Source organism: Collinsella sp. HCP28S3_B9 (assembly GCF_052066095.1).
Classification (GTDB): domain Bacteria; phylum Actinomycetota; class Coriobacteriia; order Coriobacteriales; family Coriobacteriaceae; genus Collinsella.
On record NZ_JBQHST010000017.1, the window covers coordinates 16330 to 28955 of the forward strand.

The following is a 12626-nucleotide window of genomic DNA, read 5'->3' on the forward strand; positions in this document are numbered from 1 at the left end:
ACCATGAATGTAGAAACTGCGCAGCGGCTCGCCGACCTTCGCCGCAGCAAAGGCTTTAGCCAAGAAGGGCTGGCGCGAAAGCTGGGACTGTCGCGCCAAGCGGTCAGCAAATGGGAACGCGCAGAGAGCTCGCCCGATACCGAGAACCTGATCTCGCTCGCCAAGCTCTATGGCGTGAGCCTGGACGAGCTGCTCAATCCGAGCGACGAGATCGAGGACGATATCGAGTTTGAGAACGAGGACCGCGCCCGTCAGCGCGAGGCCGAGGCCGCGGAGCGCGCCCGCACCCATGAGGCGGCGGCACGTGCCACCGAGGCGGCAACACAGGCGAGTGATGCTGCGGCCAAGGCGGCGCAAGCGGCAAGCTGGAGTGCGCAGGCCGCCAATGCTGCTACGGCGCAGGCGACGAGTGGCGGCGCAGTTGGCTCGACTCCGGTGAAGGGCCCGTTCCAGTCGTTCCCGTATTGGGCCGTGTGCTGGCTGCTGTTCTTTTTGCTGATGTTCCCGTTTGGCGCCGGCCCCTTTGCCGCGCTGATCTTCTTTACGATTCCCATCTATCACTGGGTGGCGCGTGCGCTCGATGGCGATTGGGCGCGCGGTGATATTCAGGTTGGTCCGGCATCGGTGACGGCTAGGGCTCAGAATGTTTCCGCTGCGGTTGATACTGATGTGGCTACCGCGACCACCGCTGAGCCGATTGCCAAAGAGGGTGATGAATGATGAAGCTTTCGCATGAATCCAAGGTACGCTTGGGCGTTGGCGTCGGAGCGTTTGTGCTTATCATTGGGCTTGTCTTTGGCATTTCGCGGCTATTGGCTCATTCCGATATGGTGCGTACGACCGGTATTCTATCTGGCCATTTGTCTGATTTTGACGATATGTTTGACGAGGACGATTCCTTGAATAGCGGTAACTATTCCGCTCGGCCTCAGCAACTTTCGAGTGCGACTTTTGATGCCGATGAGTTCCGCTACCTCGATTTCGATATCAATGCGGCTTCGGTGGACGTCAAGGTTGTTGATGGCAACAAGGCTCGCGTTATAGAGCGGGGGCGCGTTGCCGAGGGTATGGATGCCTCCAAGGCCGCGACGCAAAACATCGCATCCGTCGAGGACTCGACGCTCAAGGTTTCCCAGTTTGGAAGTGATGACGGTAAGGCAATCGATCGCTCAGTTACGGTTGAGCTGCCACGCCGTGTTGCCGAACATTTGAAGGGAGTCAACGCGCACGTGGGCTCGGGTGATCTGCAGATTGCCGGTGTCATCTGTGATGGTTTCGACCTTTTCCTGGGTGCGGGAGATGTAGAGTTTTCGGGCAGCGTGACTGATGCGCTCAGCGCTGAGGTCGGTTCGGGCGATGTGACGTTCGAGCTCTACCAGGCCCCCGCGAAGTCGATGGACGTGAGTGTGGGCACGGGCGATGTGGAGATGACGGTTCCGAACTCTACGGGCTTTAAGGCGAGCCTCACCGTGGGATGTGGCGACTTCGAGAGCGATTTCCTTCCGGATAGCTATGACGGTGAGATGGTTTCGAATCTTGAGTTCGATAACGGTGACAAGTCCGCCACATATCGCTTTGAGGTCGGTTTGGGCGACATGTCGTTTGATTCGGAGTGATGGCTGCGGGCTGGTCCGCAAGCATAGATGCTTAGACGCGCTGTTTGATGGAGGCGCCGGGGCCGTGACGGGCTCCGGCGCCTTTGCCTTTACAATGGGGGCATGGAACAGATTATCTTGAACATACTTAAAGCCCTGCGTTGCGGCGAGACCGTAGACGACAAGGCGCTCGTCAAACTGATACATGCCGAGGCGCGCCGTGAGGGTGCCGACAAGCGCGATCTGGCCAAGCGCCGTCTGCTGCCGTTCTACCAGCGGGTTAAACGTGAGGATCCGGCTCGTTGGGCTGCGTGGAATGTCGATTCCGATCTGGAACGTCAACTGCTGCAGGTGCTACGCATGAAGCCGCGCCGCACGGCTTCGGGCGTAGCGACCATTACCGTCATCACCAAGCCGTGGCCGTGCTCGGGCGATTGCCTGTTTTGCCCCAACGACCTGCGTATGCCCAAAAGCTATTTGCATGCCGAGCCCGCGTGCGCCCGCGCGGAGCAAAATTGCTTCGATCCGTATCTGCAGGTGAGCGCTCGTCTGACCGCGCTTTCGCAGATGGGGCATGCGACCGATAAGATTGAGCTCATTGTGCTTGGCGGCACCTGGAGCGACTATCCGGAAGGCTATCAGACATGGTTTATGTCGGAGCTTTTCCGTGCGCTCAATGACGATGCCGTCGCCGGCGTGGCGGCCAACCCCATGTTGGCGCGTCCGGGTATCAGCCGTGCCGAGGCGGGGCGTCTGCTCGACGATGCACCCGCCGATGCGCTGCCGCCGGTGGTAGCGGAGCGCCGCGAGCGCTATCGGGCTGCCGGCATTGCGACAGACGAGGCCGAGCTCGCTGCCGACGTTGCCGACGAGCAGGAGCGTGTGGATGCTGCCGTGGGCGGCTATAACCGTGCGGTGCGTCGTTTGTACGGCCCCGGTACGCCGTGGGGCGAGGTCACCGAGTGGCAGACGGCAACGATGGAGGAGCTCGAGCGTCAGCAGCACATCAACGAGACGGCGAAGCATCGCGTGGTGGGACTCGTTATCGAGACGCGCCCCGATGCCGTAACGCCGCAGGCGCTTACGCTCATCCGCCGCCTGGGCTGCACCAAGATCCAGATGGGCATCCAGAGCCTCGACCAGTACCTGCTCGATATCAACGAGCGTCGCATTTCGGTGGGGCAAATCGAGCGGGCGTTTTCGCTTGCGCGCCTGTTTGGCTTTAAGATTCACGCGCATTTTATGCTCAACTTGCTGGGTGCCACACCCGAGGGGGACAAGCGCGACTACGAGCGCTTTATGACCGAGGGGGCCTTTATGCCCGACGAGGTCAAGGTCTACCCGTGCGCGCTCATCGAGGGCTCGCGTCTGGTGGGCTGTTACGAGCGCGGCGAGTGGCGCCCCTATACCGAGGAGGAGCTGCTCGACGTGTTGGCCGATGACATCGTGGTGACGCCGCCGTTCTGCCGTATCAGCCGCATGATCCGCGATTTTAGCTCCGATGACATTATGGTGGGCAACAAGAAGCCCAACCTGCGTCAGCTCGTCGAGAACCGCCTGGCTGCTCGGGGTGACGGTGCGACGGTGCGTGAGATTCGCTATCGCGAGATCAGCACGGCGGGTGCCGACTTGGATGAGCTGACCCTTGACGAGGATGTGGCGTACGAGACACCGGTGACGCACGAGCGCTTTTTGCAGTGGGTGACGCCGCAGGGCAAGATTGCGGGCTTTTTGCGCCTGTCGCTGCCCGACCATTCGTTTGTTGCCGCGCATGCGGACGAGTTGCCGACGACGCCGGACGAGGCGATGATTCGCGAGGTGCACGTGTACGGCATGGCGGCGCGCGTGGGCGACCAGGGCCAGGCGGCGCAGCATCACGGGTTGGGGCGTTTGCTCGTAGAGCGTGCGTGCGAGATTGCCCGGGATGCGGGGTATGCACGCATCAACGTGATCAGCTCGATTGGCACACGTGAGTACTATCGCCATCTTGGATTTTATGACCATGGCCTTTATCTGCAAAAGGAGCTCTAGATGAACAAGCCGAGTGTTTCTGCCGGCGTTGTTGCCGGTGTTGCTCTGGGAGCCGCGGCGCTGGGCGCGGCTGCCGTCGCTGTTCGCGCTGCCTGCCTGCAGGTCGCGCGAACCCGCAATGGATTGGCGCGTGTGAAACGCGTGCACGATGAGGGCGGCGATGAAGTCCGCGTATTGGTGCAAGGCGGTGTCTACCAAAGCGCGAGTTACGTCGGCGAGCGCTGGGCGGAGCCCGTCTTTGCGTATTATCGCGCGTTTGACGACGTGTTTGAGGCCGAGGATGCGATGCGTGACGTTTATGGTCACGGTATCAGCCGTATGCTTATGCTAGGTGGCGGCGGGTTTGCCTATCCCAAATTTGCGCTGATGTCGCACGAGGGCCTGCGCATGGACGTTATCGAGTATGACGGAGAGATTACGCGCCTGGCGCGCCGCTGGTTCTACCTAGACGAGCTAGAGCGCGCGGCGGGCGATCGCCTGCGGGTGATAACCGCTGAGGCTCGCTCGTATCTGGGTGTGACGAGTGTGGGCCATCGTCGCTACGACGTGGTCGTGAGCGATTGCTTTGGCGGTGCCGAGCCCGTACGCGAGCTGGCGACGGTTGAGGCGTTGCGTTTAGTGCGGGGCAGCCTGAACCCCGGGGGTATCTACGTTGCCAATATCGTGAGCGCAAACGAGGGGAGCGATGTAACGTTCCTGCGCGACTGCGCTGCCAGGGCACTCGAGGTATTCGCCCACGCCTGGGTGGTCCCCTGTGGCGATACAGAGTTCGGCGGCGAGGAAAACTACCTGCTCATCGCCAGCGACGGGAACTATGCCTTTGCCGAAGCCGTGCCCTTTGACGCCGACTTCCTCGGCGCCGTCCTTCACGACTAGCGCGTCTTTCTGCGACCAGTCTTTCTGGGACGGGGCTTTTTAGCTGCGTTCGGATGCCGGCTCGCTCCACATCGGGAGCAGTCAATTTGGGACGGGGCTATTTTAGCTATCCCTGCCACTAATCGGCCAAACCTTTCGCTTTACCTGCAAGGGCAGCTAAAATAGCCCCGTCCCAAATTGACTGCTCATATAGTCAGCCCCGTTTTAGGCGTGGTCGCGCCAGCTGCGGACACGTTGCTTCATGCCATCTATGTCGAGCACGCCTTCGGCAAAGCCCTTACGCACGAGCTCTTCGGGAACGAACTCATCGTAACGATCAAAGTAAGGCACCTCGCCGGGATAGACGAGCTCGATGGGATCGAAGTCCTTCTCGGCCTCGGCGGCGAGTACCTCAAAGAACGTCTCTTCGTCGGCCTTCATCTTAAACTGCATAAAGTACGGGCGCGACGGGTCGAGTCCGCGAAGGCCCAGCTCCGCGGCACATTTAATCTTGAGCATGCGCTCGAGCGCCAAAAAGGCATAGCTGCCCAGCCAGGGGAAGAGCACCCAGGTGTCGCCGCCCAGGTTAATGAGTGGCCTAGTGCCCGCACCCGAAATCTCGGCCGTATGGCGAGCCTGCGCCAGACGGGCTCGCGCGTTGCCCATAAGGTACGGATACGCGGCATGTTCGTTGAGCGCTTTACGCATGCGCTCGAGTACATGCGTGTTGATGTCGCCGGGGCAGTCGCCAAAGTAAGCCGGTACACGGCCCTTGACCTGCGTGGCAAAGACGGTATGGCGCTTCCAGTCCACTTCCTCGACAATCCAGCAGTGCCCGGCGATGGCGATGCGTTCACCGGGCGGTGGGGGATTGACGATCGTGCCCAGCTCGGCCGACTCGCTGCGGACGGTGAACTCCTCGTTTTCCTGGAACACGGCGTAGAACTTAAAATTGTTGATGATGCGCTCGCCCGCGAGGCCCACGATGAGTCCGCCGCCCTCGGTGACCTGGATATGGTCGATCTTAATGAGGTGACGCAGCAGCACGCGATAGTCATCGGCTGAGACGCGGTGGAAATAACTGAGCGTGAGCACGCGCTGGGCAAGTTCTGCCGGCGTGAGCTCTCCGGTGCTGGCAAGCGTCGACATAGTCTGGTGATAGAGCAGACTGTAGGGGAGTCGATCGAGCTCGGGCGGCTCGACCCACTTTTCCTCGCGATAGAGTTGTACGAGTGCGATGCCCTGCAGGAGCTTCCACGGAATGGTTTCGGGCATCATCGTGCGCGGCTCGGGTTCTTCCTCGCGCATGACAAACCACATCTCGGGCGGAAGGTCGCGGCGTCCCGTGCGGCCCATTCGCTGCAAAAAGGAACTGACGGTAAATGGCGCATCGATCTGAAACGCACGCTCCAGACGGCCGATATCGATGCCAAGTTCAAGCGTAGAGGTGGTGACGGTCGTCTGTGCCTGCTCCTCATCGCGCATGAGCTCTTCTGCCGTCTCGCGCAACGATGCCGAAAGATTGCCGTGATGGATGAGGAAACGGTCAGGCTCGTGTCGGCTCTCGCAGTAGCTGCGCAGCATGGAACATACGGCCTCTGCCTCCTCGCGCGAGTTGGCAAAGACCAGACACTTGCGCCCGCGGGTGTGTTCGAAGATATAGCCCATGCCGGGATCGGCGTTGTCGGGTGCGGTGTCGGTGGGGTTGAGGAGCGCTTGCTCGGCGGCCCGGGGGATGTCGACTTCGCCCTCGGGGGCCGAAGAAGTTTGGCGGTCCTTGGGAGCGGCCTTGCCCCGTGCTCGCTCACGACGTTGACGGCGCTCCTCCTGTGTGGGCTGTCCGCTGTGGCTCATGCCTTGGGTGTCGGCCGGCAGCGCCGTGGGTGCCGCTGCCTCAATGCGCTCGGAGACAAGCACTTCGGCCTCTTGAGGACCCATGCTCTCGAATCCCCGCTGCTGTGCCTGGGGACCCGAGTTGTAGAAGTGCTCCATGGAGATGCGCCACACGCGGCGCGGTTCCTCAAAACGGGGGATAACGCAGTCACGTCCCGTTCCCTGTGAGAGAAAAGCGCCCGTGCGCTCGGGGTCGCCGATGGTGGCCGAAAGGCCAATGCGTCGAGGCTGCACGCCGGCCATGCGCGAGAGTCGCTCGATAAGGCAGAGCGTCTGCCCGCCACGGTCGCCGCGCATGAGCGAGTGGACCTCGTCGATGACCACATAGCGCAGGTCGCAAAACATGCGCGGGATCGCCATGTGCTTATGGATCAGGAGCGCCTCGAGTGACTCGGGCGTAATCTGCAAGATGCCGCTCGGCTTTTTGATGAGCTTAGCCTTGTGCGACTGCGAGACATCGCCATGCCAGTGCCAGACAGGGATATCGGCCTCTTCGCAGAGGTCGTTAAGGCGGACGAACTGATCGTTGATGAGCGCCTTGAGGGGGCCGATGTAGAGGGCGCCCACGCTCGCGGGCGGCTTCTCCCAAAACTCGGTCAGGATGGGAAAGAAGGCCGCCTCGGTTTTGCCGGAAGCCGTGGATGCCGTCAGGAGCACATTGTCTTGTGTGTTAAAGATGGCATCTGCCGCCGCAACCTGAATGGAGCGGAGACTTTCCCAATCGTGGGAGTAGATGAAGTCTTGGATAAACGGGGCGTAGCGGTCAAAAGCGTTCACGGGGCCTCCTTTCAAAAGCGAATCTCTCAACGCGGCGGGCAGTGGCTTACTGCATGACTGCTTCAATGTTTGCCCAGATAAAACCTGCCAAAATAAACCTGTCCCTTTTTGGCAGGTTAGATGGCGAATTCGGCGAAGTTGCGGTCGGCGCCTGCGGTGCCGGTGTCGTCTGTTGCGGCTGCTGGCGCGTCACCGCCGACGCTTTGCAGCAGCTCGGCCACGTTGGCGTCGGGGTTTTGGCATAGGATGTCGAGCAGCTCGATAAAGTCACGAATGACTTCGCGCGGCGTCAGATGCGTGTCGGCTCCCACGCGACCGAACTCAATCTTGAGGAAGTCCACCAGGTCGCTCTCGGTAAGCGTGGGCGTCCAGCCAAAGTAGCCGGCGTGAATTTGCATGAGTTTTTCGATCAGCACCAGCAACTCTTCGTAGGTGAGTGGCTGCAGACGGATGATGGGCGCGAGCATGTCCTTAAGGTCCTCGCGTGCAAAGCGGCCCTGAGCGAGTCGGCTGCGCAGGGCCTCGTAGGAGAACACGCCGCGGCGGCGGTCTTCGATGGAGGTTGGCGTGCCGCCCATGATCATGCCCAGGTACTGCGCCTTGCCCTGGAGCGTGTCGTTGTACATGGTCAGGATCTTCTCGTAGTTGTATTGGCGCGTGATCGCGTTGGGAATCTTATACAGATTCACGAGTTCGTCGATGAGCACCAGCATGCCCTTGTAGCCGCTGCAGACCAAAAAGCGCGCAATGAGTTTAACGTAGTCGTACCAGTCGTCATCGCTGATGATGGTCGAGGAACCCAGTTCGGCGCGAGCCTCGCTCTTGGTGCGGTATTCGCCGCGGATCCATTTGGTTACGCGGCTCATGGCCTCTTCATCGCCCTCGGATACGGCCGTGCGGTAGCGGCGGAGCATGCGGGCGAAGTCGAAGCCGTGGACCATCTCCTCGAGCGGGGCCAGTTGGGCATTGACGACCGACTCGTCGACGTCGGCACACGAGGCGACCCAGCGATCCAGAATAAGGTTGAGCGCACCGCCCTCGGGGCGCGTCTTGGTCGATATGTTGCGGATGAGCTCACGGTAGGTGGCAAGGCCCTGCCCCTGACCGCCCTGCAGGCGGCGCTCGGGCGACAGGTCGGCATCGGCGACGACGAACCCCTCGCCCATGGCGTGCGTGCGGATGGTCTGGAGCAAAAAGCTCTTGCCTGCGCCGTAGCGACCGACCAGAAACCGGAAGCTCGCGCCACCGTCGGCAATGAGACTCAAATCGGTGAGCAGGGCGCGGATCTCGACCTCGCGCCCTACGGTGATATAGGGAAGGCCGATGCGCGGGACCACACCGCCCTTGAGTGAGTTGAGAATGACGGCAGCGACGCGCTTGGGCACGCGGGGTGCTGCGGATGCGGTATCACTCATGGTCTAGGTATCCTCTCACGTCTGCTTCGTAATCCTCGATAATTTGCGGTCCTGCCGCGCCGAACTCGATAACGGTGTCTCCCACCAGGTCAAAGAGCGTCTCGTTGATGTTGTCGACGAGCATATCCTCGCTCTGGCCCGACCTCTCCACTGCCGATGTCGCTTGCGCTGTGTTTTGCTCGAGGAGCGCGCGAAGAAAGGCATCTTCGGCGGGCGCGAGTTTGTTCGTAGCTTCGGCAGACGCGGGCGTTACGGGTGCGGGCGCAGACACGAGGAGCGGTGCCATGACGCCAAACTCTTCGGCGGAGACAGTCGGCTCGTCGGGTTCGTCTTGCTGAATGGTCATCTCGCCAGGTTCGGCAGTCATGCCGGGCGCAGGCTCGCGGCCCGGCTGCTCGATAAGCGTTGCCTCGGCTTCCACGGGCGTGCCGTCCTCGCGCTCCTCATCAATCAAAAGCGCTTCACGCGTTTGCGCGGCGGCGCTCCGAATGTGCCCCAGCTGGCTCAAATCGATATCGATCTTGACGGGCTGGTGTGCGGCATCCCACGAAAGCCATGCCACGATCTCGTCATCGATGATTTTTGCCAGATATTTGGGGACCTTCTCCTCCTTCAGGGGGTGGGCGGGGGCTAGGGCCAGGCGCAGACGTTGGTCGCAGGCGCGCATCATCTCACCAAGCTTGCTGCTCTTTTGCCTGCTGCCGTGAATTCGCATGCATTCCCAAAAACCGTTTTGGCAGCGGTAGATATGGATGGGGTCAAGACGGTATTCGCAGTCCTCGTGGCGCTCGGGCGCAAAGAACACGGCCGAGGCAAACATGGTATAGGGCATGGCCGTCTCCTCCCCAAACAAGCTCGCCACGATACCGGTCTTTCGGTGCGTGTCATAGTAGCGCGCCATGCGGACGTACACGGCACATGCCACGTGGCGTAGGTCGCGATGGTGGCTGCGATCGAGTCTAGAGTTATCGAGGTTATACGTGGAGAGGGCGTTGATAGCGGCCATGAGTCGCTCCTCGCCCGCCTCGTCGGGCGGGAGGGGGAGCGTAGGCTCGGAGGTCTTGCGACGCGCAGGCGCCAGGTCCGACGGCGTCGGTGCAGGTGCAAGGTCTCGAGCCGCGCGCCGCAGCTCGATAAGGGCGTTATCGAACATGACGGTTTTAGAGTCGCGAAGCAGTTTGGGGTCGAGCCCGTGGAAAACGGCGTAATCTTGCAACCACACGCGTGCAAACCGGTCGATGCCGGGCTCGAAGGCACGATAGGCGTTCCAAAAGGCCTTGATCTTGCTAAAGCCATCGAGTGGGTCATCTACGCCAATGCCGCAGATCAGCTCATAGAGATACAGGAAGGCAAAGGACGTAGACGTTTCCTCGACAGTTCCGCGGCGCACTTGGGCACGCCAGGTAAAGTAGCCGCGCAACTGTCGATCGCTCATGGCATTGTAGGTGGGAAAGTACGACTTAAAGGTGCCGTTGTAGGGACAATCGTCCTCGAAGTCGGCCATCAGCAGGCCTTGGCGGTAAAAGAGCTCCGCCTCCGATAGCCAACGTCCCGCGCCGCCTTTGGGATCATCTTGCCAGCGTGATATCTCGCGCATCTTGCGGTACTGGTCGGGGAGGAAGTTCTGCATCTGTCGACCGGTCTTGAGAATCGGCTCGTCAGCATAGATTTCGTTTGAGAAGCGGGCGGACTGATGGGTCCGGGCCTCGGCCATAATGCGCTCGATGAGCATCTTGACGTCCTGGTCGGCCACCGCTTCTCCTCTCCTAACGCAGCTTCGGTGACCTCATATCATAGCACAGCATCAAACAGGTGTTCGAGAAACCGCTACGTAGATAGATTTAGAACAAGAGGGCGTAGATGACCGCCACGACGACGGAGGGGAGCATGTTGGCCGTGCGGAAGGTCTGAGGTCGAATAAGGTTAACCCCAACACAGAAGATGAGCATAGAGCCCACAAGCGAAAGGCTGTCGAGGGCTGCGGTGGTCATGATGGGGGAGAGTGAGCCGGCAAAAAGCGTGATCGTGCCCTGGAATACGGCAACGGGCAGGGCCGAGAAGATGCAGCCGCGGCCAAGCGAGGCCGTCATGGTGCAGACGATGATGCAGTCCAGCGCGCCCTTCAGGGCAAGCGTGGACCAGTCGCCGAGCAGACCGTCCTGAATCGATCCTACGATGGCCATGGCACCGATACACACGGTGAGCGATGCCGAGACAAAGGCGTTGGTGAACTCGTTGTCGCCTTCGCTGCCGGTTTTGCGCTTGAGCCATTCGCCGAGGTTCTCGATGGCGGCCTCCAGGTTGATGGCCTCGCCGATGAGCGAACCGAGGGCAAATGAGACGATAAGCATGGTGGTGCCGGTGGTCGCCAACGCCTCTCCATCGATAACGAGCATCTTTTGCATGGTGCCGCCCAAGCCGATAAACAGAACACACAACCCCGACGCCTTCATGAGCGTGTCTTGGATGCGAGGCGTAATGAAGCGCCCGCCCATAAGGCCAAGCAGACCGCCCGCGATCAAAAGCGCGACGTTGATGATCGTTCCTAAACCCGGCATGAACCCTCCTGTAATTGATGCCAACGCGGCAATCGTAGCAGAACGGGGAGGGGCGCTCAGTATCCGAGCCAAGCGGCAGTTAGCGGTCTAGGACAGGATGGGGCTAAAGTCGAAGCGCAGCGTCATGAGGTGCTGTGGGGATTCGATGGCTGCTGCAATGATGTCGGCATCTCGTGCGCGATCGAACCCTTCAAGTTCCATTTGATAGGGGACGTCTTCTTGGATACCGATGCGACGAGGAACCAAAAGCTTGGTTCCGTCGAATTCTTCGGTTCGCGTTCCGTCTGCTGCAACGGAATAAAGGTGTAACTTGGCGGTCGTTGTGGCATCAAGTGCCGAGATAGCTTGGATATCGTTCGATGCGCTCTTTGCTCCCACTGCTGTAAGTGCCGTAGGCGCGACGACTTCGCCCGAAGGCAAAAAGACGAGCTCGACGGTGTTGGGGAATGCGATGAGGATATTTTTGCGGCGGGGCGCATTGGCAGCGACTGGCTCAATGCTTGCAGCATCGACGGTTTCCGTGTGGTCGAGCGCGACCATCATGCAACAGTTGCCTTCGTCGACACCTGGGGGAGCGGCAAAGTCCAGGCCGTCTTTCGGTTGGGAATCGCCTAGTTCGGTGGCGCTGCCGCTTGGCTTCTCGAGAGGAACCGCAGCGTTGCCTTCTGATGATGCATCGTCAACATGTGCCGGTGCGTCTGCGACCTCGTCTTTGGGGGATTTGTCATTATCGCTCGATATAGGAGCGGCAATCTCGACGGACCCCACTCCGTGCCACGTCATTTGGAGCAGCGCCGGATCGGCGAGAATGCGCTGCACGCCCGGCTCCTGGGCATCGATATTGATGGGGGCGGGTTCTGATCCGCGCGTGAGGTTAAGCGAGCCCTTCTGCCTGGTGCTTTGAGCCTTTTGGTCGTCCGCGTCGCCAGCGTAGAACAGCAAAGGCGCATCTCCCGTTGCGATGGCTTCGGTGTCCGCCTTGGTCAGCCGCAGCGACGCCGTAAAGGAGATGATGGGCTGCGCGCCATCGGCATTCGAGGGAACGCAGCCCAGGCATACACCCCCTTCTTCTTCATGGGCCGCGCTGTCGAAGACGACCTTTGCCCCGTTCGCCGAGTCATCGACCGAGGCAATATCGATGCGCAGCTCTAAGTCGCATGGGTCGCCATCGGCGTCGACTGCAGCCGATTTCCATGTGCAGATGGCGCAACCTGTCTGGGGGCCGTTCTCCTTGTCCGGTCGCTTGATATCCACGACTATCGAGTCGACCGCATTGCGGTGAAGGCATCCCGAGGTTCGGACCGTGGCATGTGCGAGCGAAAAACGTTGGCAGGCGACGATACCCGACGAATTCGCCGCGGGGTTCAGAGCTTGCGGTAAGGAGCTTGCCGTGGCGGGCGTCGCCCAAGCGGCGAGAGGCGTGCCGCTCGCCAGTGCGCTGCAGAGCGCGGCAACGGGCAAAAGGTTTTTGGGTGCCATGGTTCTCCTATCTATTCCGCGTA

At 60.7% G+C, this 12626-nt stretch carries 9 protein-coding genes; 4 read left to right on the forward strand and 5 right to left on the reverse strand.

Annotated elements, in window-relative coordinates:
- The first annotated feature begins 3 nt into the window (after positions 1-3).
- The 4 genes from ACTNBB_RS05500 (at position 4) to ACTNBB_RS05515 (ending at position 4502) form a co-directional block, all read left to right on the forward strand.
- Positions 4-720, forward strand: coding sequence for a helix-turn-helix domain-containing protein (locus ACTNBB_RS05500; protein WP_441057146.1), 717 nt, complete (start codon positions 4-6; stop codon positions 718-720).
- On the forward strand, positions 720-1616 hold the full coding sequence (locus ACTNBB_RS05505) for a DUF4097 family beta strand repeat-containing protein (RefSeq protein WP_441057148.1): 897 nt from the start codon (positions 720-722) through the stop codon (positions 1614-1616). Before ACTNBB_RS05500 ends, ACTNBB_RS05505 begins: the two co-directional genes overlap by 1 nt.
- Before the next feature lie 102 nt (positions 1617-1718).
- Positions 1719-3626 carry an elongator complex protein 3 gene (locus ACTNBB_RS05510; RefSeq protein ID WP_441057150.1) on the forward strand — a complete coding sequence of 636 codons (1908 nt, stop codon included), beginning with the start codon at positions 1719-1721 and terminating at the stop codon, positions 3624-3626.
- Positions 3627-4502, forward strand: coding sequence for a spermidine synthase (locus ACTNBB_RS05515; protein ID WP_441057152.1), 876 nt, complete (start codon positions 3627-3629; stop codon positions 4500-4502).
- Between the two features lie 204 nt (positions 4503-4706).
- Here the strand turns inward: ACTNBB_RS05515 and ACTNBB_RS05520 are convergent, their stop codons facing one another.
- The 5 genes from ACTNBB_RS05520 to ACTNBB_RS05540 all read right to left on the reverse strand — a co-directional run bounded on the left by ACTNBB_RS05520 (position 4707) and on the right by ACTNBB_RS05540 (position 12603).
- On the reverse strand, positions 4707-7151 hold the full coding sequence (locus ACTNBB_RS05520; protein WP_441057154.1) for a DEAD/DEAH box helicase: 2445 nt from the start codon (positions 7149-7151) through the stop codon (positions 4707-4709).
- A 116-nt stretch (positions 7152-7267) separates the two neighbouring features.
- Positions 7268-8566, reverse strand: coding sequence for an ATP-binding protein (locus ACTNBB_RS05525; protein WP_441042131.1), 1299 nt, complete (start codon positions 8564-8566; stop codon positions 7268-7270).
- Positions 8559-10319 (reverse strand): TerB N-terminal domain-containing protein, encoded by a 1761-nt coding sequence (locus ACTNBB_RS05530; protein ID WP_441057156.1) that lies wholly within the window; start codon positions 10317-10319, stop codon positions 8559-8561. Before ACTNBB_RS05530 ends, ACTNBB_RS05525 begins: the two co-directional genes overlap by 8 nt.
- An 88-nt stretch (positions 10320-10407) precedes the next feature.
- Positions 10408-11124, reverse strand: a complete 717-nt coding sequence (locus ACTNBB_RS05535; protein WP_427747902.1) for a DUF554 domain-containing protein — start codon at positions 11122-11124, stop codon at positions 10408-10410.
- A gap of 87 nt (positions 11125-11211) precedes the next feature.
- Entirely contained in the window at positions 11212-12603 is a 1392-nt protein-coding gene (locus ACTNBB_RS05540) for a hypothetical protein (protein WP_441057158.1), read from the reverse strand.
- Positions 12604-12626 lie beyond the last annotated feature (23 nt).